The sequence below is a fragment of the Nocardiopsis aegyptia genome (genome assembly GCF_013410755.1).
Taxonomy (GTDB): domain Bacteria; phylum Actinomycetota; class Actinomycetes; order Streptosporangiales; family Streptosporangiaceae; genus Nocardiopsis; species Nocardiopsis aegyptia.
In genome coordinates this window covers 4,802,175-4,823,437 of record NZ_JACCFS010000001.1, presented here as the reverse complement: position 1 = coordinate 4,823,437, position 21,263 = coordinate 4,802,175, and the positions used below count along the sequence as shown (strand labels likewise).

At 71.7% G+C, this 21,263-nt stretch carries 19 protein-coding genes, 2 tRNA genes and 1 pseudogene; 9 read left to right on the top strand and 13 right to left on the bottom strand.

Annotated elements, in window-relative coordinates:
- Nucleotides 1-34 precede the first annotated feature (34 nt).
- Both HNR10_RS21605 and HNR10_RS21600 read right to left on the bottom strand, forming a co-directional pair.
- Nucleotides 35-1,249 carry an amidohydrolase gene (locus HNR10_RS21605; RefSeq protein WP_179826361.1) on the bottom strand — a complete coding sequence of 405 codons (1,215 nt, stop codon included), beginning with the start codon at nt 1,247-1,249 and terminating at the stop codon, nt 35-37.
- 108 nt (nt 1,250-1,357) lie between these two features.
- A complete protein-coding gene (locus tag HNR10_RS21600; RefSeq protein ID WP_312889373.1) occupies nt 1,358-2,170 on the bottom strand; it encodes a helix-turn-helix domain-containing protein in 813 nt (270 codons plus the stop codon).
- 259 nt (nt 2,171-2,429) lie between these two features.
- Between HNR10_RS21600 and HNR10_RS21595 the strand changes: the two genes are divergently transcribed.
- Nucleotides 2,430-3,125 (top strand): peptidylprolyl isomerase, encoded by a 696-nt coding sequence (locus HNR10_RS21595; protein WP_179826359.1) that lies wholly within the window; start codon nt 2,430-2,432, stop codon nt 3,123-3,125.
- A 536-nt stretch (nt 3,126-3,661) separates the two neighbouring features.
- On the opposite strand, the gene HNR10_RS21590 is transcribed toward HNR10_RS21595, so the two are convergent.
- From HNR10_RS21590 to HNR10_RS21575, 4 genes and pseudogenes are all read right to left on the bottom strand, one after another.
- Complete coding sequence (locus tag HNR10_RS21590; protein WP_312889372.1) at nt 3,662-4,243, bottom strand: TetR/AcrR family transcriptional regulator; 582 nt, start codon at nt 4,241-4,243, stop codon at nt 3,662-3,664.
- Between the two features lie 106 nt (nt 4,244-4,349).
- Nucleotides 4,350-4,817 (bottom strand): nuclear transport factor 2 family protein, encoded by a 468-nt coding sequence (locus tag HNR10_RS21585; protein WP_179826355.1) that lies wholly within the window; start codon nt 4,815-4,817, stop codon nt 4,350-4,352.
- A 401-nt stretch (nt 4,818-5,218) separates the two neighbouring features.
- Nucleotides 5,219-5,452, bottom strand: a pseudogene (locus HNR10_RS31795) (transposase); the annotation flags it as partial.
- A 238-nt stretch (nt 5,453-5,690) separates the two neighbouring features.
- Nucleotides 5,691-6,869 (bottom strand): cysteine desulfurase family protein, encoded by a 1,179-nt coding sequence (locus HNR10_RS21575; RefSeq protein WP_179826353.1) that lies wholly within the window; start codon nt 6,867-6,869, stop codon nt 5,691-5,693.
- Nucleotides 6,870-6,958: 89 nt separating this feature from the next.
- Here HNR10_RS21575 and aroA point away from each other — a divergent pair, with 89 nt between their 5' ends.
- Together aroA and rsgA are read left to right on the top strand one after the other, a co-directional pair.
- Nucleotides 6,959-8,275, top strand: a complete 1,317-nt coding sequence (gene aroA, locus HNR10_RS21570; protein WP_179826350.1) for a 3-phosphoshikimate 1-carboxyvinyltransferase — start codon at nt 6,959-6,961, stop codon at nt 8,273-8,275.
- Nucleotides 8,272-9,276 carry a ribosome small subunit-dependent GTPase A gene (gene rsgA, locus HNR10_RS21565; protein WP_179826348.1) on the top strand — a complete coding sequence of 335 codons (1,005 nt, stop codon included), beginning with the start codon at nt 8,272-8,274 and terminating at the stop codon, nt 9,274-9,276. The genes aroA and rsgA overlap by 4 nt, the downstream gene beginning before the upstream one ends.
- On the opposite strand, the gene HNR10_RS21560 is transcribed toward rsgA, so the two are convergent.
- Nucleotides 9,273-9,632 (bottom strand): winged helix-turn-helix transcriptional regulator, encoded by a 360-nt coding sequence (locus HNR10_RS21560; protein WP_179826346.1) that lies wholly within the window; start codon nt 9,630-9,632, stop codon nt 9,273-9,275. The two genes, rsgA and HNR10_RS21560, sit on opposite strands and share 4 nt — an antisense overlap.
- 98 nt (nt 9,633-9,730) lie before the next feature.
- Between HNR10_RS21560 and HNR10_RS21555 the strand changes: the two genes are divergently transcribed.
- A complete protein-coding gene (locus HNR10_RS21555) occupies nt 9,731-10,618 on the top strand; it encodes an NAD(P)-dependent oxidoreductase (protein ID WP_179826344.1) in 888 nt (295 codons plus the stop codon).
- 3 nt (nt 10,619-10,621) lie between these two features.
- Here the strand turns inward: HNR10_RS21555 and HNR10_RS21550 are convergent, their stop codons facing one another.
- Together HNR10_RS21550 and HNR10_RS21545 are read right to left on the bottom strand one after the other, a co-directional pair.
- Entirely contained in the window at nt 10,622-10,891 is a 270-nt protein-coding gene (locus tag HNR10_RS21550; protein ID WP_179826342.1) for a DUF2087 domain-containing protein, read from the bottom strand.
- A gap of 15 nt (nt 10,892-10,906) precedes the next feature.
- On the bottom strand, nt 10,907-11,476 hold the full coding sequence (locus HNR10_RS21545) for a TetR family transcriptional regulator (protein ID WP_179826339.1): 570 nt from the start codon (nt 11,474-11,476) through the stop codon (nt 10,907-10,909).
- A gap of 126 nt (nt 11,477-11,602) precedes the next feature.
- Between HNR10_RS21545 and hisN the strand changes: the two genes are divergently transcribed.
- Nucleotides 11,603-12,409 carry a histidinol-phosphatase gene (gene hisN, locus HNR10_RS21540; RefSeq protein ID WP_053618887.1) on the top strand — a complete coding sequence of 269 codons (807 nt, stop codon included), beginning with the start codon at nt 11,603-11,605 and terminating at the stop codon, nt 12,407-12,409.
- 4 nt (nt 12,410-12,413) lie between these two features.
- Here hisN and HNR10_RS21535 read toward each other — a convergent pair whose 3' ends face one another.
- Complete coding sequence (locus tag HNR10_RS21535) at nt 12,414-13,607, bottom strand: sulfotransferase family protein (RefSeq protein WP_312889371.1); 1,194 nt, start codon at nt 13,605-13,607, stop codon at nt 12,414-12,416.
- A 145-nt stretch (nt 13,608-13,752) separates the two neighbouring features.
- Between HNR10_RS21535 and HNR10_RS21530 the strand changes: the two genes are divergently transcribed.
- The 4 genes from HNR10_RS21530 to HNR10_RS21515 all read left to right on the top strand — a co-directional run bounded on the left by HNR10_RS21530 (nt 13,753) and on the right by HNR10_RS21515 (nt 17,440).
- Entirely contained in the window at nt 13,753-14,280 is a 528-nt protein-coding gene (locus HNR10_RS21530) for a hypothetical protein (RefSeq protein WP_312889370.1), read from the top strand.
- A 147-nt stretch (nt 14,281-14,427) separates the two neighbouring features.
- Nucleotides 14,428-15,639 carry an ABC transporter permease gene (locus HNR10_RS21525; protein WP_179826328.1) on the top strand — a complete coding sequence of 404 codons (1,212 nt, stop codon included), beginning with the start codon at nt 14,428-14,430 and terminating at the stop codon, nt 15,637-15,639.
- An 8-nt stretch (nt 15,640-15,647) separates the two neighbouring features.
- Nucleotides 15,648-16,721, top strand: coding sequence for an efflux RND transporter periplasmic adaptor subunit (locus HNR10_RS21520; protein ID WP_179826326.1), 1,074 nt, complete (start codon nt 15,648-15,650; stop codon nt 16,719-16,721).
- A gap of 89 nt (nt 16,722-16,810) precedes the next feature.
- Entirely contained in the window at nt 16,811-17,440 is a 630-nt protein-coding gene (locus HNR10_RS21515) for an ABC transporter ATP-binding protein (protein ID WP_246407522.1), read from the top strand.
- 111 nt (nt 17,441-17,551) lie between these two features.
- Here HNR10_RS21515 and HNR10_RS21510 read toward each other — a convergent pair.
- The 3 genes from HNR10_RS21510 to HNR10_RS21500 form a co-directional block, all read right to left on the bottom strand.
- Nucleotides 17,552-17,628, bottom strand: a tRNA-Met gene (locus HNR10_RS21510).
- Between the two features lie 202 nt (nt 17,629-17,830).
- Nucleotides 17,831-17,904 (bottom strand) — tRNA-Met (locus tag HNR10_RS21505).
- Between the two features lie 123 nt (nt 17,905-18,027).
- Nucleotides 18,028-20,991 carry a UPF0182 family membrane protein gene (locus HNR10_RS21500; RefSeq protein ID WP_179829881.1) on the bottom strand — a complete coding sequence of 988 codons (2,964 nt, stop codon included), beginning with the start codon at nt 20,989-20,991 and terminating at the stop codon, nt 18,028-18,030.
- Between the last annotated feature and the right edge of the window lie 272 nt (nt 20,992-21,263).

Genomic DNA, 21,263 nt, shown 5'->3' with positions numbered 1-21,263 from the left:
GCCCTGAGAGGCCCCTCAGACGCCAGGGCGGGCCTCAGGACTCGCGGTAGTAGGCGTCCAGCGCCCGGCCCTCACGCGCGTCCTCGTCGTAGGTGTAGACCTCGCGGCCCTCGACGAACACGCGCAGGGCGCGGCTCATCACGTCCAGCGGGTCGCCGGACCAGATGACGACGTCGCCGTCCAGCCCGGGCCGCAGGGCGCCCACCCGGTCGCCGATGCCCATGATCTCCGCCGGGTTGACCGTGAGCGCGCGGATCGCCGACGCCGGCGCCATGCCCTCCTTGACGCACAGGGTGGCCTGGTGGATGAGGAACTCGATGGGGACGACGGGGTGGTCGGTGGTCAGCGCGACCTTGACGCCCGCGCGGTCCAGGATGCCGGGGTTGGCGAGGGTCTTGTTCTTGACCTCCACCTTCGAGCGGCCGACCATCAGGGGCCCGGTGATGACCGGGATGCCGCGGGCGGCGATCTCGTCCGCGAGCAGGTGCCCCTCGGTGCAGTGGTTGATGATCAGCCGGTAGCCGAACTCGTCCGCCAGGCGCATGGCCGTGTGGATGTCGTCGGCGCGGTGCGTGTGCTGGCACCACGGCAGCTCGCCGTCCAGGACGCGGACCAGCACCTCCAGAGTGTTGTCCCGGTCGAAGGGGTTGCCCTCGGCGACGGCGTGGTCCCGCTTGGCCTTGTAGTCCTGGGCCTTGGTGAAGGCGTCGCGGATGACCGCCGCCACGCCCTGGCGGGTGGACGGGATCTGGTCCTTGTTGCCGTACACGCGCTTGGGGTTCTCGCCGAGCGCGCTCTTGACGCTCGCCGGGTGCCGGATGAGCCGGTCCTCCATGCTCCGGCCCCAGCACTTGATCGCCACCGTCTGCCCGCCGATGGGGTTGCCCGAGCCGGGCTTGACCACGGAGCTGGTGACGCCGCCGGACAGGGCGTCGACGAACCCGCGGTCGGCGGGGTTGATGGCGTCCAGCGCACGCATGCGGGCGCCGTTGGGGTCGGTCATCTCGTTGGTGTCGTCGCCGGCCCAGCCGACGCCCTCCTCGTCGATGCCGATGTGCCCGTGCGCCTCGACGAAGCCGGGCAGGACCCACCTGCCCGCGGCGTCGACGACCTCGGCTCCCTCGGGGACGGTGACGTCGCCGTCCCGGCCGACGGCCTGAATCCGTCCGTCGGAGATGAGCACGGTCCCGCCGTCGATGGGGTCGGCGTCGACGGGAACGACGTATCCGGATCTGATCGCGATATCCATGGCGGGCAACCTAGCCCATGACCGGGTGACCGCCCAAGGGCGGGCGCAGGGCCCACGGGCGAGCGGACGGCACTTCGGCGCCCGCCCGCGGCCGGCCCAGCCCGCGGCTCAGCCCGCGGGCCAGCGCGCGGTCAGCAGCTCCGAGCGCGGGGTCAGCTCCACGCTGACGTCCTCGATGGCCTCGCGCACCATGGCGCAGCGTCCGACCTGCTCCGGGTCGCCGGTGAGCTCGCCGCCCTGGGCGGCGAAGGCGTAGACCATGCTGGGCCGGTCGGCGAACTCCATCATCCGGAACGCACCGCCCAGGCCGGGGTGGTGCGCGGTCTCCTCCGGGATGACGGCCAGCGTGACGATGCCCGCCTCGATGAGGTCGGCGAGGAAGTCGCGCTGGGCGTTGAGCACCTCGGCCCCGCCCTGCGGGCGCTGGAGCGCGGACTCGTTGAGCACGACCCGCAGCGTGGGGCCGTCCGGACCGGTCATCGCGGCGCGGTGGGCCATCTCCTCCTCCACCATCGCCTCGATCTCCTCGTGGGAGAGGTCGGCGTGGCGCGGCCTCAGGACCGCGCTGGAGTACTCGCGGGTGCGCAGGAAGACCGGGACGGCCATGGGTTGGTGCTCCCAGAGCCGGGCGGCGTGCACGCCCAGTTCGCGCATGTCCCCGAACTCGTTGGGAAAGGCCTCGGCCTGGAGGGTGATCGCCCAGGCGTCGACGAGCCGGTGTTCCGTGCCCAGGACCGTGTCCACCCGTTCGACCAGCGAGCGCGCGGGACGGCAGTAGGCGTCCTCCACGTCGCGGAGCTTGTCGTCGGTGACGCCGACGTTGGCGGCGAGTTCGGCGCGTGAGAGCCCCTTGTCGGACCGGGCGCGCAGGATCCGCGCACCGAAGGGGAGCCACATCGCAGACGGCAACGCAGTGTTCACTCCCGTATCCTCTCCGGTCGCCTGTGTCGGGGAGCCGTGTCGTACCCTCGGTGCGACACCCCAACCCCTTGGTAGGACCCTCTCCTGGCCCGGGCGGACGGGTCAAGCGACCCGGCGGGTGCGGCGATCCGTGATAAGTCAGCACAAGGTCTGACAATGCCCTCCCGTGGAGTACCCCCAGGGTCCCGTCCGCCCCGGTCGACGGAGCGCAGTACGCTGTGAGCCGCCCAGCCGCGAACCTCACCTCGGAAGTGAACCGATGAACCGCTTGACCCTGACGGCGTCGGCCCTTGTCGCCTGTACGGCCCTGTTCGCCACCACCGCGTGCGGAGGCCAGGCCGAGGCGGGCCCGAACCAGGACGCCGCCGACAACGCGGAGGACGCCCCGGAGCAGACCGCCGAGGCCACGGACGGCGCCGGCGGCCCCGCCGACATCGACGTGTCCGACGTGGAGGGCGCCACGCTGCACACCAGCGAAGGCGACATCGAGCTCGTCCTCCTGACCGAGGAGGCCCCGCTGACGGTGGCCAACTTCGTCGGCCTCGCCGAGGGCGCGGGCGTCCCCAACCCGGAGACGGGCAACGAGGCGTTCTACGACGGCCTCATCTTCCACCGCGTCATCGACGACTTCATGATCCAGGGCGGCGACCCCCTCGGCACCGGCCGGGGCGGGCCCGGCTACACGTTCGAGGACGAGATCGACCCCGAGCAGACCTTCGCCGAGCCGGGCATGCTGGCGATGGCCAACTCGGGCCCCGACACCAACGGCTCGCAGTTCTTCATCACGGTGGCGCCCACCGAGCACCTCAACGGCGACCACACGATCTTCGGCCACGTCGCGAACGACGAGTCGCAGGAGGTCGTGGACGCGATCGCCCAGGTGGAGACCGACCCGTCCACCGCCCGGCCGCTCGACGACGTCGTCATCGAGTCGGTGTCGGTGCAGCGGGGATAGCTGCTGTGTTTTTTGGGGCCTCCGCTTCGCTTTGGCCCGTGCTCGGGGCGCCGAGTAGCCAGTGTTCTTCGTCGTCGACTTGCCTTGCTCGCAAGCTCGCTGTGGCCCCGTCTCCTCCTGCAGAACACTGGCGCGCCCCTCGCGAACCCCCCCTGCACACCGCATAGCTGAACGGCCTACCTCTCACCCCCTGGGGTCGAGGTAGGCCGCTTTCGCGCGGCTTCACACCCCTGCACACCGCCTAGTACTCCAGTGCGGTCTCGTGATCTACCCAGCGGATTTGTCGGCGGATCGTCTCACCGGTAGTCCGGTTAAGTCGGATGAGCAGGTGGCAGTCGGTGCCGATGCCTTCATCGCCGGTCACCCAGGACGCGGTGATCCCGGTGGGCACGGGCCGTGGCCCGCGGCCACCGCACGATCTTCAGGAGTCCACACAACCCCCGATGATCACGCGGCGGCCGTACCCGTTCCCAGCCGGGTCCGCGACAAGATCGCCTGGCCGGCCGCCTACATAGCCGCCTGCTTTTCGGCGGAAGCTACGGCGACTCCCGGTGGGCGGAGCTACCGCCGTCCGAACGAGACCGTGGTCCGCTGAGGGTCCGTGCCCAGGGCTCGTCGACGTCGGCCAGGCCGAGGGTCAGCGTGACATTTTCGAGCATCCCGGCGCCGAACCAGTGCCGGACCGCAGCGTCGTCGTGGTTCAGGAGCTCACTGACGAGTTCGACCTGCCTGGCATAGCACGTGCGCAACGCCTCAGCCACGAGCGGCTCATCGGCTGCGCAACTGGCCTGCATGAGGAACCGCATGACGTCCCGGTCCTCGATCAGGGTGCTGTAGGCGGACCGGATCGCACGCATCACCGCCTCCGGCTGCCGGTGCGGCCCGGCCTCATCGGCGCCGGCTTCGGCGCCGGTCAGAGCATCCGAGATCAGCTCGGACACGTGGAGGATGGCACCGGCGAACAACGCCTCCTTGCTGGCGAACAGGCGGTAGACGTAGGGCTGAGAGATTTCGGCCCGTTCGGCGATCTCACCAGTGGTCGTGCCGTAGTACCCCTTGCGCGCAAAGCAGGCCACGGCAGCGTCCAGCACGACTCGACGGCGTTGATCGCTCTTCACTCTGGATCCAGGGGCGGGCATGTCTCCCAGTCTCTCACTGCGGAGTGGGACAGGGTGCGACGGGGCAAGACGGGCGGGTAACCCGTCTCACCCAGTCGAACCGGGATCAACGCTCCGAGGGCCACGACACGTCTTGGCCGCCGGCCGCCTCGTCGGGGGTCATGGCCTCGATGACGACGAGAGGATTCCAGTAGTCGACGAACTGCTCGACCAGGCCCGCCTCGTCGAGGCGGATCACCGTGATGACTGTCTGCTCGTACGGCTTGCCGGTGCTGAGGGCGATTCCCTCCGAGCGGTATTCGGCGACCGCGGTCCGGGGGTTGGCCGTCTCGATGAACTTCACGTCGACGAACTTCACGTCGAAGGTCTGCGGGAAGCCGCGCATGTGGGCGATCAGCGCCTCGCGTCCCTGCACCAGGGCAGGCACACCGGCGGGGGCGAAGGGGAACTCGACCGTGCCGTCCGCGGCGTACAGCTCGATCCACTCGTCGATCCGGCCGGACGACACCAGCCGAAGGTGCTCTGCCAGGGCGTGCTGTGCGGGGGTGAGCTCGCGGGTCGGGTTGACGCTCATGAAGGCTCCTCTGTTAGTGGTTGAACAATAACAAACGTAACAGGGAGACCTCCGAGGAGCCAGGGTGAGGGCCGTCACGGCCCAGCCAGGACAGACGTCGGTCGTCCGGCTCTGGTTTGGGCGGTGCAGCGCAGGAACGGCACCGTTCGGATGACGGCTGTGTCCAGGGAAGTCACCACGTCCGCGCACGCGCACGACCTCGGGCGTACTGCTCTCGCGGCCCATCTCATGGGCGTCGATCACGACTCGGACCTAGTACTCCCGTACGGTTTCGTGATCTATCCAGCAGGATCGTCGTCGCTAGTGGCTGCGGCGGGCTTTTGCCTGGTGGCTTCTGCGCCGGTGGGACCAGTGCAGCAGTCTGCCCGCGGTCACGGCCGGTGCCGTGAGGACGGCGGCGACACCCCGGAGTCCAGCGCGGCAGCGATCATCTCCCAGGCCAGTCGGGGCTTGGTCGCGAACCGGACTTCGTCGGGTATCCCGGCCACCCGGCGGCGTTCGGGATCGGTGCACCAGGACTGTTCGGCCAGCTGCCAGCAGTTCTTCCGCTCGGTACGCGACAGCAGCCCGAGCAGATGGGCACGGGCCGTCCTCCGCGGTTCAACCCGGCTGAACCGGCCCGCGATCCGGCCCATGGCCTGCTCGAACATCGCCCGTCATCGGGCGATCGTCATGAGTCCACACAACCCTTGATGATCACGCGGTGGCCGTACCCGTTCCCAGCCGGGTCCGCGACAAGATCGCGAAGTCACACTGGAGTACTAGCTGCACGGCCTGCCTCCGACCCCCTCGGGTCGAGGTAGGCCGGCTTCAACTTCCCTGCGGGCACGCGCCAAGCGGCTTCCCCGCGGCCCCGTGTGGTGGGGACCGGTGCTAGCGGGGGGTGCGGCGTTTGGCGCGGGCGGCTCGGGCCCGTTCGACGGCCGGGCCGATCGCCGCGACCAGAGCGGCGACGTCCTCCGGCGTGGACGTGCGGCCGAGCGACAGCCGCAGGCTGCTCAGCGCGGTGTCGGCGTCGGCCCCCATCGCCAGCAGCACGTGGCTCGGCTGGGCCACCCCCGCGGAGCAGGCCGAACCGGTCGAGCAGGAGATCCCGCGCGCGTCCAGCAGCATCAGCAGGGCGTCGCCCTCGCAGCCGGGGAACGACAGGTGCGAGATCCCCGGCAGGCGCCGGTCGCGGTCGCCGTTGACGACCACGTCCGAGACCGCGTCGCGGACGCCCTCCTCCAGTGCGTCGCGCAGGTCCGCCAGGTGCTTGGCGTGCTCCTCGCGTTCGCCGACGGCCAGGCCGACCGCGGTGGCCAGCCCCCGCAACAGGGGCGGGGACAGCGTCCCGGAGCGGATGTCGCGCTCCTGGCCGCCGCCGTGCAGGACGGGCACCGGCCCGAGCCCGCGCGCGACCAGCAGGGCGCCGGCGCCCACCGGGCCGCCGAGCTTGTGCCCGCTGACCGTGAGCGCGCTCACCCCGCTCGCGGCGAAGTCGACGGGCTCGACGCCGACCGCCTGGACGGCGTCGGTGTGGAAGGGCACCCCGTACTCGGCCGCGACCGCGGCGAGTTCGGCGACCGGCTGGACCGTGCCCACCTCGTTGTTGGCCCACATGACGGACACGAGCGCGACGGTCTCGGGGGCGGCGGCCAGGGCCTCGCGCAGCGTCCGCGGGCTCACCCGGCCGAGCTCGTCCACCGGCAGGGTCTCGAACCGTGCCCCTTGGTGGTCGGCCATCCACCGGGCCGGGTCCAGGGCCGCGTGGTGTTCGACGGCGCTCACCAGGATGCGCCGCCGCCGGGGGTCCTCGGCGTTGCGCGCCCAGTACAGCCCCTTGATCGCGATGTTGTCCGACTCGGTGCCCCCACCGGTGAAGACGACCTCGTGCGGGGTCGAGCCGAGCGCGTCGGCGACGCGCTCACGCGCCTCCTCGACCGTGCGCCGGGCGCCGCGCCCGTGGGCGTGGAGGGAGGACGGGTTGCCGAGAGCGCCGAGTTCGGCCGCGACGTCGGCGACGACCTCGGGGCGGACCTCGGTCGTGGCTGCGTGATCCAGATACACCATGGCGTCCCCAGGATACGTCCGCCGCGCGTCGTCCACGGACCGCGCCCGCCTGCCACCGCGCGGGCGCCCGCCACCGATAACCTGAGATCATGCCTGAGTCCTCGTCCTCGCAGCCCGCCGCTTCCACCGCCCCCGCCACGGGGCACTGGCCCGCGCCCACCGCGGACGGCCCGGTGCGCGCCCGCCTGACCCTGCCCGGCTCCAAGTCGGTGACCAACCGCGCACTGATCCTGGCGGCCCTCTCCGACACGCCGTGCCTGGTCCGCCGCCCCCTGGCCAGCCGGGACAGCGAGCTGATGGTGGGCGCCCTGCGCGCCCTGGGCGTGGGCATCGCGGCGGCGGGGCCGACCGGGGAGGACCTGTCCGTCACGCCCGCGCCGCTGCGCGGACCGGCGTCGGTGGACGTCGGCAACGCGGGGACGGTCATGCGCTTCGTGCCCCCGCTGGCCGCCCTGGCCTCCGGGGACGTGCACTTCGACGGCGACCCGCGCGCCCGGGAACGGCCGGTGGACGAACTGCTCAACGCCCTGCGCGCGCTGGGCGCCGACATCGACGACGACGGGCGCGGCGCGCTGCCGCTGACGATCCACGGCACGGGCGCGGTCCCCGGCGGCGACGTCGTCCTGGACGCCTCGGGATCGTCCCAGTTCGTGTCCGCGCTGCTGCTCAGCGGCGCCCGGTTCACCAAGGGCGTGCACGTGCGGCACGAGGGTCCGCCGGTGCCCTCGCGGCCGCACCTGGACATGACCGTGGAGATGCTGCGCGCCGCCGGTGTGGCGGTCAGCGCCGGGAACGACTGGTGGCGGGTCGAGCCGGGGCCGGTCCGGGCGTCGGCCATCACGGTGGAGCCGGACCTGTCCAACGCGGCCCCGTTCCTGGCCGCCGCCCTGGTCACGGGTGGCGACGTGACCGTGCAGGGCTGGCCGGAGCACACCACCCAGCCGGGCGACGCACTCCCTTCGCTGTTCACGCGCATGGGCGGCGAGGTCACGCGTTCGGGCGACGACGTGACCCTGCGCGGCACCGGGACGGTGCTCGGGCTGACCGCCGACCTGCGCGAGGTCGGCGAGCTCACGCCCACCATCGCGGCGGTGGCCGCCCTGGCCACCACCCCCTCGCGGCTGACCGGCATCGCCCATCTGCGCCGGCACGAGACCGACCGCATCGCCGCCCTGGCCGCGGAGATCAACCGGCTGGGCGGTGACGCGGAGGAGCTGCCGGACGGGCTGGTGATCCGCCCGCGTCCGCTGCGCGGCGGGGTGTTCCACTCCTACGACGACCATCGGATGGCCACCTCGGGCGCGGTGATCGGGCTCGCGGTGCCCGGAGTGGAGGTGGAGAACATCGCGACCACGCGCAAGACCCTGCCCGACTTCCCGGGCCTGTGGGCGGAGGCCCTGGCATGAGCCGCACGCGGGGCGGGGGCCGCCACCTGGACGAGGACGACATCCGGGTGCGCGCCCGGGGCGGTTCCCGGCCCCGCACCCGGAACCGGCCCAAGCACGAGAACGCGGTGGCCGGCCTGGTGACGAACGTGGACCGCGGGCGGTACCGGTGCCTGGTCGACGGCGTGGCCGTGGTCGCGATGAAGGCCCGTGAGCTCGGCCGCGGCTCCATCGTGGTGGGCGACCGCGTGGACCTGGTCGGCGACCTGTCCGGCCGTCCCGACACCCTGGCCCGCGTGGTGCGGGTGCGCGAGCGGCGTTCGGTGCTGCGCCGCACCGCCGACGACACCGACCCCGTCGAGCGCGTCATCGTCGCCAACGCCGACCAGATGGCGATCGTGTGCGCGCTGGCCGACCCCGAGCCCCAGCCGCGGTTCGTGGACCGCTGCCTGGTCGCCGCCTACGACGCGGGCCTGGACCCGCTGCTGTGCCTCACCAAGGCCGACCTGGCCGCGCCGGACGAGCTCGTGCGCGTCTACGAGCCCCTGGGCGTGCCCTTCGAGGTCCTCAGTCCGGACGGTGAGCCCGACGGGCTGCGCGCCCGTCTGGCGGGCCGCACGTCGGTGTTCGTCGGCTCCTCGGGCGTGGGCAAGTCCACGCTGGTGAACCGGCTGATCCCGGGCACCGACCGCGCCGTCGGGCACGTCAACGCGGTCACCGGGCGCGGGCGCCACACCTCGACCTCGGCCGTGGCGCTGCCCTTCGAGGGCGGCTGGCTCATCGACACCCCGGGCGTGCGCAGCTTCGGTCTGGCGCACATCGACCCGGAGGACTTCGTCGCGGGCTTCCCCGACATCGCCGACGTCGCCGCGGACTGCCCGCCGGGCTGTTCCCACCAGGAGGACGAGCCCGACTGCGCCATCGGGGCGGCGCTGGAACAGGGCCGCCTGGACGCCGACCGCGTGGCGTCCCTGCGCCGGCTGCTCGCCAGCCGCGAGGGCGACCCGGACGAGCAGCCCTAAGTCGGCGAGGGGGCGGACGCCGCGTCGATGATGTTGGCCTGCCCCCAGTCCCCCAGGGTTTCGAGGGCGTCGTAGAGGGACTTCCCGCGCGGGGTGAGCGAGTACTCCACCCGCGGCGGCACCTCGGCGAAGTCCTGTCGGTGGACGATCCCGTCCTCCACCAGCTCGCGCAGGTGTGACGCCAGGACCTTCTCGGTGATGCCACCGAGGATCCGGCGGAGCTGCCCGAAGCGGAGGGGGCCGCCGTCGCCGTCCTCCAGTGCCCACAGGACCGACACCTTCCACCGACCGCCGATCACGTCCATCGCCGCCTCGGTACCGCAGTGGTACGCGCCCGGCCTCCGTGTGAGGGCCATGTCCCCGTCCTTCCCACCAGCACGCTTACCGGGAAGTACCCACCCACTTCGAAGTGCGTACTTGTCCGGCCCCAGAGCCTGCGGCCAGCCTAGTCCTCATGATCGACGACACTCTCGACAAGCCCCGCGTGACCGTGCTCGGCCTCGGCGCGATGGGAACGGCTCTGGCACGGACATGGCTGGCCGCCGGACATCCGGTGACCGTGTGGAACAGGACGGCGGCGCGCGCCGAGGCGCTGGCCCCGGAGGGCGCGGACGTGGCCGCCACGGCGGCGGAGGCGGTCGCCGCGGGCGGAGTGGTGGTGACCTGCCTGTGGGACGACGCCTCGGTCGGCGCGTCACTGGCCGGCGTCGACCTGCGGGGCCGGGACCTGGTCGACCTCACCACGGGGACCCCCGCCCAGGCCCGGGAGCGGGCCGCGTGGGCGCGGGAGCGCGGCGCGCGGTTCGTCAGCGGCGGGATCATGGCGGTCCCGCCGATGGTGGGCGTGCCCGAGGCGGGCGGCTACGCGTTCTACGGCGGTTCGCGGGCGGCCTTCGAGGCGGCCGAGGCGGTCCTGTCCGTGCCGCTGGGCACCCGCTACGTGGGCGAGGACGCGGGGTTCGCGGCCCTGTACGACGTGGCCCTGCTCAGCGCCATGACCGGCATGTTGGGCGGGATCGCCCAGGCGTTCGCGCTGGTGCGCCGGGAGGACGTGCCGTTGGAGGACTTCGCCGGGCTGCTCGCCGAGTGGCTCGTGGCGATGTCCGGGAACGCGACGGCCACCGCCGAGCGGCTGACGACCGGCGACTACACCAGCGGCGTGGTCTCCAACCTGGCGATGATGGTCGCCGGGAACGCCACGCTGCGCCGGACGGCCGAGGAGCAGGGCGTCGGCTCCTCGCTGCTGGACCCGTACATGGATCTCATGGAGCGGCGCCTGGCCCAGGGCCACGGGGACGAGGACGGGCCGACCGGTGTGGTCGACCTCCTCGCGGCGCGCTGAGGCTCACAGGTCGACGGTGCCGCCGCAGCGCCAGTAGCGGGTGCGGTCGTGTTCGAGGAAGCCCTCGTCGAGCAGACCGCGGCGCAGGACCGCCAGGTCGGAGCTGAACCGCGACAGCACGCGGTTCAGTTCCGGCTCGGTGTAGCGGACGCCGGGGTCCAGGGCGCGGGCGACGTGGTCCAGGACGAGCAGGCGGTCGGAGCGCCGGACCGGGATCTGGGTGATCCGCCCCCGCGGCAGGTACGCGCGCACCACGCGTTCGTGTTCGTCCACCGCCTCCTCCTCTCGTCAGCCGGAGCGCAGCATCCCGTGCACCACGGTCTCGACCCGGTGCGCCGCCTGGTCGGGGTCGATGGGCTGCAGCGCGTAGGAGACGGTCAGGCGCACGGAGACGTCGGCGACCGAGTCGGCCACCTGGGCGCCGACCCCGGGGCAGCGGTCCTCCAGCATCGCGGCGATGCGCTCGCCGACCACGTCGATCAGCGGCGCGGACCTGGTGGTGAGCACGGGCAGCAGGTCGCGGTCACCGGTGACGACCGCGTGCAGGAGCGGGTTGTCGCGGGCGGCCAGCAGGATGAGGCGGGTCGACCGGCTCACGGCGTGCGCCGGATCGGCCTCCTCGGCGGCGAGCAGCCCGACGACGTCGTCCAGGAGCGCGTTGACCTCGCGCACCACGATCGCCTGGAGGAGGCCCTCCTTGCTGCCGAACACGTTGTAGAGGGTCTGTCTGGACACCTGGGCGGCCGCGGCGATGTCGGCCATCCGCCGCTCGGCCCACGCGCCGGCGACGACCTCGGCGTAGGCGGCGTCCATCAGCCGTTCCCTGGCCGTCCCGCGGTTCGCGCTCACCGTCTCCATGTCTCCATCCTCGCATCCTGGACGATGTCCGAATTCGTGTGCGCAGCGTCCCCGGCAACTCACATTCTGGTTACGGGGGGCGCCGCTTTGGCCATGTTCGTGCCCGGGAAGGTACCGTTACCGGCCATGGCCTCCTTTGACGATGATCTGCGGCTGGCACACGTGCTCGCCGACGCTGCCGACGACATCGCGATCAAGCGCTTCCGGGCGCTGGATCTGGTGGTCGACACCAAGCCCGACCTGACTCCGGTGACCGAGGCCGACCGGCTGGTCGAGGAGACGCTGCGGGGCGTGCTCTCCCGCGCCCGTCCGCGGGACGCGGTCGTCGGCGAGGAGTACGGCCGCACCGGCAACAGCAACCGGGTGTGGGTCATCGATCCCATCGACGGCACCAAGAACTACGTGCGCGGGGTCCCCGTGTGGGCCACGCTGATCGCCCTGCTGGAGGGCGACCGCCCGGTCGTGGGCGTGGTGTCCGCGCCCGCGCTGCACCGCCGCTGGTGGGCGTCCCAGGGCGGTGGGGCCTGGCAGGGCCGCAGCCTGTCCAAGGCGTCGCGCTGCCAGGTGTCGAAGGTGTCCACGCTCTCGGACGCCTCGCTGAGCTACTCGTCTCTGACCGGCTGGGAGGACCAGGGCCGACTGGACTCGTTCCTGGGCCTGACCCGTTCGGTGTGGCGCACCCGGGCCTACGGGGACTTCTGGTCGCACGTGATGGTCGCGGAGGGGGTCGTGGACATCTCCGCGGAGCCGGAGCTGTCCCTGTGGGACGCCGCGCCGCTGCCGATCATCCTGGAGGAGGCCGGCGGCCGGGCCACCAACCTGCGCGGCGAGGGCTTCGAGGACGGCGGCCCGCTGGTGTGCAGCAACGGTTCGCTGCACGACCAGGCGCTGACCTGGCTCAACGGCGGCCCGACGCCCCTACGCCGGGCCTGAGCCCTCAGCCGCCGAAGGCGGTGAGCACGCGCTCGGGCGTGAGGCCGTAGTGGTCGATGGTGTATCTGTGCGGTGAGGGGCGGCGGTCCCGCCGGGTGTAGTCGGTGGTCCGCCGGCGGCTGAGGTCGTCGAACTCCTCCCCCAGCCCCGTCCACACGCGTTCGGCGACCCCCACGGGGTCCGCGGTCAGCTCGTCATAGGGCAGGTCGACGAAGGTGCCGGGCGCGCTCTCGGCCCGGACCCGTGCGGCCCGCGCCATGGCGCGCGTCCAGATCCCGAGCCACTCCTCACCGATCCAGTGCGGGTCCACCCGGTCCAGGTGCAGGGACATCCCCGCCTCCACCAGGCTGCCCCACGACGCCGTCGCCCGGACCGGGTCGCGCTCGGTGAGCACGACGGTGGCGTCGGGGAAGACCTTGAGCAGCGCGTCCAGGCCGCCCAGGTGCAGGGGCGACTTGAGCACCCATCGGCGGGGGCCGCCGCGGGTGGACTGCATCGCCTGCAGGACGGCCTTGAGGAACTCGTAGTCCGGCGTGGCGTCGCGCTCCTCCATCCAGGCGCGGTACTCCGGGACGGGGATCCGCACGTGGTGGGCCAGGCTGTGCGGGAGCACGAACACGCACTCCTCGGGTTCGAGCGGGTGCATGGGGTGGATCGACTGCCAGCGCGGCGCCATGGCGTCGAGGAAGCGGATCGACGACCGCGCCGAGGCGAGGCGCTCCCGCCTGGCGAGCGCGCGCTCGCCCTCCCGGCCGCTGGGCGGGACGGGGTTGAGCAGCTCCCACAGCGCGGGCGCCCGCGTGCGGGTGTGCTGGGCGAGCAGTCCGTGCGCGAAGGTCGTGCCGGTCCTGGGCAGCCCGGTGATGAACACCGGGCGGTCCACCACCTGGTCGGCGGTCTCGGGGCGGGCGTCGAACAGGTGCAGCAGGCGCAGCCGCGTCTCCAGCCGGCGCTCCACCTCGTTCTGGACGGACAGGCGGCCGAGGGGGGTGATCCCGGGCGCGCTCAGCCAGGCGTCGCTGAGGAAGCGCAGCTCGGACCGGAACTCCCGGTCCTTCGGCCAGGGAAGCCCGCTGCGGTCGGACGCCGCCCGCTCGGCCGCCTCGAACGCGCGCGCGGGGTCCCGGAACCGGGACCTCGTCACGGGCGTCAACAGCGCGTTGACCGGAGCGACCCACCAGGCCGGGCGTGCGTTCACGAAAGACCCCTCGTCGACGGACATCCGGCGCCAACGTACCGGAATCCGACACCCCCGCACAGGCGGAGGGGCGGCGCCTGTGGACAACGGGACCCCGCGACGAATCACCACCTTGCGCACCCACATCATTACGCAACGTAGTAACGTGAGTTCCGTGCTGAACCCGACTCCCCTTCGAGCCGTGCTCTGCGGCGCCCTCGTGCTGCTGGCCGGCGGCTGCGCCACCGGCCACGGGCACACGCCCGAGGAGCTCAGCGAGATGATCGCCGACACCGTACGCACCACCAGCGGCGCCCCCGGGCTGGGGGTGCCCGACACGGCCTTCGACCCGGCGAGGTTCCTGTGCGAGCCCGCCGTGGACTCCCCCGGGTCCGGGAGCTGGCGGACCGAGGCCCCGCGCGAACCGTCCGCCCCGGACGAGGCGGTCGAACTCGGCCTGCTGCCCGCCGACGGTGCCGGGACCGACCACGGGACCGCCGCCGTGGCCGCCACCGTCGTCGGGCCGGACGGCGGCGCCGCCACCGCCGAGGCCGACCTCACCGCCGAGGAGTGGACCCGCCTCGTCTATCCGGACGACTTCGGCACCGACCCGGCCCCGGGCGTCCACACGGTCGTGTGGACCGACGCCGACACCGGCACGCCGCTGGCCTGCGACGGCTTCGCCCTGGAGTGAGCACGGGGATAGCGGCGCGGGAAAACCCGTTCGCGAGGTGAACCGGAACCGCTCCCCCCGACGATGGACGTGATGAACCCCCGCCCCGGGCGGGGCCTCCGGCGCCGCATCCCGGCGCCGGTTCCCAGACATCACGGAAGGGGCCGAATGCTGCGCTCCCTCACAGCCGGGATCGTGCTGGCCTTCGCCGGAACACGGGCCAACGTCGCCCGTACCATCCTCTCCTGCGCCGGCATCGTCGTCGGTGTCGGCGCACTGGTCCTGGTGGTCACCGCCGGAGACTTCGGCCAACGGTTCGCGGTCGCCTACGGGGAGGCCAACGTCGGACTCCCCGCCACGCTCCAGGTGAGCGTGTGGTCGCAGATCAGCGACCGGGACGCCTTCGAGGAGGACCTGCGCCGCGCGGGCGGCCAGGACATCTCCGTCTACCAGCGGCCCTCCCAGCCGCCGGTCATCCGCTCCGGAGACACCGTCCTGCCCGACGTGGAGTTCGTCGGCGTGGACGTCGCGATGGGCGACATCCGGCGGATGACCATGGCGGAGGGCCGCTGGTTCACCGACGCCGACACCGAGTCCCTCGCGCCGGTCCTCGTGGTCAACGAGGAGCTGGCCGACGCCCTGGGCGACGTCACCCGGGTCCAGATCGGCACGGGGCAGTGGCTGGACGCGCGCGTGGTCGGTGTCGTGGAGAGCACCGCGCTGGACTTCTCGTGGCAGAGCGCGTACCTGCTGCGCTCCCCCGCCACCGAGGAGCTGCTGTTCAGCGAATCGGACACCGAGACGATGTACCAGGTCCGCATCGACCCCGAGGACCCCGCCGCCCAGGACCCCATGGGCACGGAGTTCACCGAGCGCCTGGCCTCGGCCTCCTGGCGCTGGGGCGTCGAGGACGCCGGGTCCCTGGACTCCTGGCGCATGGACGAGACGGAGATGCTGCAGAGCGCCGTGCGCTACCTGTCCTGGGGGCTGGCGGGCATCGCCGTCATCACCCTCACCACCGGCCTGCTCGGCGTGCTCAACGTCGGGCTCGTCACCGTGCGCGAACGCCGCCGCGAACTCGCCACCTACCGGGCCCTGGGCGCGAGCCGCCTCACGCTGTTCGTGGCCGTGGTCATGGAGTCGGTCGTGGTGTCGCTGGTGGCCGGCGTCATCGCGGTCCTGGGCTGCTGGGCCGTGGTCCTGCTGGCCGGTCGGATCATCGACGGCCTGGTGACTCTGCCGGCCGGGGTCACGCTGGGCATGCCCGCGTCGGCCGTCCTCGTCGGGCTCGGCAGCGCGGCGTTCGTCGGAATGCTGGCCGGGATCATCCCCGCGATGCGGGCGCTGCGCGCCTCCGTCGTCGCCGGGCTGCGGGAATAGGAGAACTCTTGAAGAAGTGGATCATCACCGGGGTGGCGCTGGTCGCCCTCGCCGGAATCGTCGCCGCCGGACTCCTCCTGTTGCCGCGCCTGCTCGGCGGCGCGGGGGGCGAGGACATGGACGCCGGCCAGGGCGCCCTCGACATGGGCGGCGCGCCCGTCGAGGTGCAGATGGGCTCCGTCGACTCCCTCATGGTGCTGGACGCCACCGTGCGCGCCGAGCCGGGCGAGGACGTCGAGGCCCGCAACGGGGGAACGGTCACCCGCGTGTGGGTGAGCGACGGCTCCCTCGTGGACAACGGCGCCCCCGTCGTCAACGTGGCGGTGCCGGACGCGGCCGCCGGAGACGGCGAGGACGGCGAGGGGGGCGGGACCCGCGAGGTCAGCCTCCACTCACCGGTGGAGGGACGTGTGTCCGGGCTGGAGGACCTTCGGGTCGGCGACGTCCTGGAACCCGGCGCGGTGGTGGCCAACGTCGCCCCGGACGAGTTCCGGGCCGTGGCCTCCGTCCCCGCCAACGACCTCTACCGGTTCTACGAGGACCCGCACGACATCCTCCTGGAGATCACCGAGGGACCGCCCGCCGCGGAGTGCGAGTTCCTGTCGCTGGGCGCCGCCGAGGGCGGTGCCGCCGGCGACGACGGCGACACCGCGGGCGAGGGCGGGGAGTTCCCCGGCGAGGAGTTCCCGGGCGAGGTCGGCGGCGGTTCCGGCGGCTCCGCCGAGCTGTCCTGCCGCGTCCCCTCGGACCTTCGGGTCTTCGAGGGCGTCACCGGCAAGATGTCCATCGCCACCGGCGGCGCGGAGAACGTCATGGTCATCCCGGTGACCGCGGTGCGCGGCACGAGCGAGAGCGGCGAGGTGATCGTCATCGCCTCCGACGGCACCGAGGAGGTCCGCGAGGTCGAACTGGGCGTCTCCGACGGCAGTTCGGTCGAGGTCGTCTCCGGGCTGAGCGTCGGCGACCAGGTGCTCGACCCCATCCCGCTAGACCCCCGCTTCGACGTGCCCGGGGCCGTGGTACCCGGGGACGAGCTGACGGAGGAGGAGTTCATGGAGTACGAGGGTGAGGTGGTGGAGTAGTGGCCGCCCCCGCCGGGGTCCCCGCGCCCGCCTCCGCGCCGCCCGGACGCGAGCCGCTGCTGCGGGTGGAACACCTCACCCGGCACTTCATGGTGTCCGGGACGCGGATCGACGTCCTGCACGACTGCACGTTCCAGGTGACGCGCGGCGAGGTCGTGGCGATCGTCGGCCAGTCCGGTTCCGGCAAGTCCACCCTGCTCAACCTGCTCGGGCTGCTCGACCGGCCCAGCGGCGGGACCTACGTGTTCGACGGCGTGGACACCACCCGGCTGGGCGAGGGGCGCCGCTCCCACCTCCGGGGCGAGGGCGTCGGCTTCGTGTTCCAGCAGTTCCACCTGTTGGAGCGGCGCACGGCGCTGGCGAACGTGTGCGTGCCCATGGTGCTGGCCGGTGTGCCGCTGCTGAGCCGGCGGACCCGCGCCCGCGCACTGCTGGAGACCGTGGGTCTGGGCCACCGGCTGCACTCGCAGCCGCACCAGCTCTCCGGCGGTGAGCAGCAGCGTGTGGCGCTGGCGCGCGCGCTGAGCCGGGAACCCGCGCTCATCCTCGCCGACGAGCCCACGGGCGCTCTGGACGCCGCCAGCAGCACGATGATCATGGACCAGCTCCTGGAGCAGGCCCGCCTGCGCGACGCGGCGGTGGTCGTGGTCACCCACGACCCCAAGGTCGCCGAACGGGCCGACCACGTCGTGGAACTGGTCGAGGGCCGCACGCTCTGATCCGTGAAAGGGGCGGACCCGTTCGCCGGGGCCGCCCCTTTCGCATTGCACGAGTGGAAATGGTCGGCACAACGAAAAACACCGGGTGGATTTCTCCACCCGGTGTTTCCTTGGTAGCGGGGACAGGATTTGAACCTGCGACCTCTGGGTTATGAGCCCAGCGAGCTACCGAACTGCTCCACCCCGCGTCGTGATCCCTATTCTAGGGCCTTTCACCCTCGGTGGCAAATCGCTTTTCCGAAGAAGGCGATTCCGGGATCCACCGGCGATCCGACCTTTCGGCCTGATCTTCACCCAGTCTAGCAGGGGCAGAACCCCGTTCAGACCGTTCCGGCGCCGAAGCACCGGTAAAAGCACCGGACCCGGGATTTCTCCCGGGTCCGTTCTTCGTAGCGGGGACAGGATTTGAACCTGCGACCTCTGGGTTATGAGCCCAGCGAGCTACCGAACTGCTCCACCCCGCGTCGTTGTGTTCTCAGAGTAGCGTGCCTGGGCGCGGAACCCAAATCGGCGCGGGGAGACCTGGCGCACGCGAACGGGGCGGGACCCGAAGGCCCCGCCCCGCCGCGTGAGCGAGCGTTCCGGCGCTACTCGTTCATCTGCTCCTCGATGGCTTCGAGGGCCTCGCGCAGTCGCTCGTCGGCCTCGTCCTGCGACTCCTGGGCGTCCTCCCAGGCCTCCACCGCCTCGTTGAGGGAGTCGGTGAGTTCCTGGTTCGGGTTCTCGTCACCGGAGCCGCCCTCGGCCGGCTCCTCGTCCTCCTCGGGGGCCGTGTCACCCTCCTCCAGGGGTGCCTCGCCCTCCGCGAAGAGGTTGTTGAGCGCCTCCTGGAGGTTGCTGCCGATGGCGACCTCCTCACCGAAGCCCACCATGACCTGCTGCAGCAGCGGGAAGGAGGCGGCTCCGCCGCCACCCGCCTGCACGTACAGCGGCTCGACGTAGAGCAGGCCCTCCGCGAACGGCAGGGTGAGCAGGTTGCCCCGCGTCACCTCGGCGTTGGACTGCTCCAGCGGGAGCAGGACCTCGCGGACGTCGGCGTCGGCGTCGAAGGCGTTCTGCACCTGCCCGGGCCCGAAGATGACCGTGCTGCGCGGCAGCTCCAGCAGCCGCAGCTGGCCGTAGTCGTCCGAGTTCGGGTTGCTGTTCACCGCCATGAACGCGGCCAGGTTCTCGCGGCCGCGCGGGACGAAGGTGCTCGTCAGCGAGAAGTTCGGCTCCTCCTCGCCGGGGTACCGGATCGTCTGCCGGTAGGGCGGCTCCGAGGTCTCCGTCTCGTTGGTGGGGTCGGTCGGCACGGACCAGAAGTCCTGGCCGCCGTAGTAGGACGAGGCGTCGGTGACGTGGTACTCGCGCATGATCTCGCGCTGCACCTTGAACAGGTCGTCCGGGTAGCGGACGTGGTCGAGGAGGTCCTCGCTCATCTCGTCCCGGCTCGTCATGATGCCCGGGAACGCGCCCATCCACGTCTGCAGGACCGGGTCCTGCTCGTCCCACGCGTACAGGGTCACCGTGCCGTCGTAGGCGTCGACGGTGGCCTTCACCGAGTTGCGGATGTAGTTGACCTCGTTGCCGGGCAGCGCGCCGACCTGCTGCGCGGAACCGTCGGTGAAGGTGTCGGTCACCGCGTCGGTGAAGTCGATCCGGTTCGCGTACGGGTAGCCGTCGGACGTGGTGTAGGCGTCGACGATCCACTGGACCCTGCCGTCGACCACGGCCGGGTACGGGCTGCTGTCGGTGGTGAGGAACGGCGCGACCTTCTCGACGCGCTCCACCGGGTCGCGCTCGTAGATGATCCGCGAGTCGCTGGAGATCGCGCTGTTGAGCAGGATGTTCGGTTCCTGGTACTTGATGGCGTACAGGACCCGGTCGAAGAAGCTGCTCAGCTGGACGCCGCCGTCGCCGGCGTAGTTGTTGTAGGCCTGCGAGGTGCTGCCCTCGCCGCCCTCCTCGCCCTCGGCCGGGGACTCCTCCGCCGCGGGGGACTCCTCGGCGGCCGGGGACTCCTCGGCGGCGGGGCTCTCCCCGCCCTCGGAGTCGGCCGGGACCCGCGCCTCGTCGGCGGAGGGGCTGGGCGAGGCGTCCACCGCGTCGTCCAGGGTGGGCACGTCCTCGGTGTCCTCCTCGGCGTCGAGCGGGTAGTCGTACTCCTGCTCGGCCTCCACGATGACGTAGTCGGCGCCCTCGCGGCCGTAGTAGATCCGCGGCTCATACTCGCCCACGACGTCGCTCAGCTCGCCGCGCGGGGGGATGTTGTACTCGGTGAAGACCGGCCGGCCCTCGGCGTCGATCAGGTTGCCGGCGGCGGCCACCATGCCGTACCCGTGCGTGTAGATCAGGTGCCGGTTCAGCCAGTTGTCCTGGTCCTCGGGGGGACCGTCGAGCTCGCGGACGGCGACGATCGTGTCGATGAGGTTGCCGTCGGCGTCCGGGTAGCGGTCGACGTCCAGCACGTCCGGGAACTGGTAGAACCCGCGGACCTGCTGCATCTGCTGGAAGGTCTGCGACACGACCGAGGGGTCGGCCAGACGGACGCTGGGGATGTCGTCGGCGGCGGCCGACAGCTCCTGGGGCGTCAGCTCCGTGGTGGCGTCGTAGGTCTCCACCTCGGCGTCGGCGATGTCGTACGCCTCACGCGTGAACTCGATGTTGCGCTCGATGTACGGGCTCTCCAGGCGCTGCTCGTTCGGTCCGACCTGGAAGCGCTGGACGATCTCCGGGTAGGCCACGCCCACCAGCACCGCGGACAGCACCAGCAGCCCGAGGCTGGCCATGGGGACCATGGTGTTCTTGAAGTAGATGTTGGCGAAGAACAGCACCGCGCAGATCACGGAGATGACCGTGAGGATCACCAGGGCGGTGGAGACCGCGTTCACGTCGGTGTAGGAGGCACCGAACGTGTAGCCGCGTTCGGAGAAGACCAGTCCGTAGCGGTCCAGCCAGTACGATCCGGCGCGCAGCAGCACGAAGACGCCCAGCAGCACCGACAGGTGCACCCGGGCGGCGGGGGTGGCGCGCTGGCCGGAGTCGTTCTGCAGGCGGACACCGCCGTACAGGTAGTGCACGATCACCGCGGCGATGAACGCCAGGATCACGGCGGCGTACAGGTAGCCCAGCAGGATCCGCAGGAACGGGTAGGTGAACGCGAAGAACGCGACGTCCATCCCGAACTCGGGGTCGGCCGTACCGAAGTCGACGGAGTTGACGAACTGCAGGTAGGCACGCCAGTCACCGCCGGCCGCGGCTCCCGCCAGCAGCGCGAGGGCGCCGACCGCGATCCAGAAGAAGAGCTTGCGGTGCGGGTCGATGGACTGCCGGTAGCGGTCCAGCCCCTGCTGCTCCAGGCTCATGGGGCGCACACCGGGCCGGGCCCGGTAGGCGAAGAAGATGCTGGCGCCGACGATGATGGCCATGACCAGGGCCGCGACGGCGAACAGCAGGACTCGGGTCCACAGTTCGGTCAGGAAGACCGTGGAGAACCCGACGGCGTTGAACCACTTGTAGTCGGTCCAGAAGTTCGCGGCGAACATCAGCGCCGCGATGATGACGACCACGGTCGCCGCGACAGGCGCGAGCAACCTTGATCGGCGAGGCATACGCGCAGGTGGTGCGCCGGGCGATCGGAAGCTCACGCCTCCCCCTCGTTCTGGCTTGGTAGGTGCGTTCGGTGCGCGTGGGGCGCCTTCATCACTGAGAACTTATGCGGTGGCCGCCGGGTTCCCGAAATCACCCCGCACCCGGTGACAAGGCGGCATCGGTGGTGTATCAGAGGTGCATCCATCCGTCGGCCGACCATGTGAGCGACCCTACTGTCCGGGAACCGGAG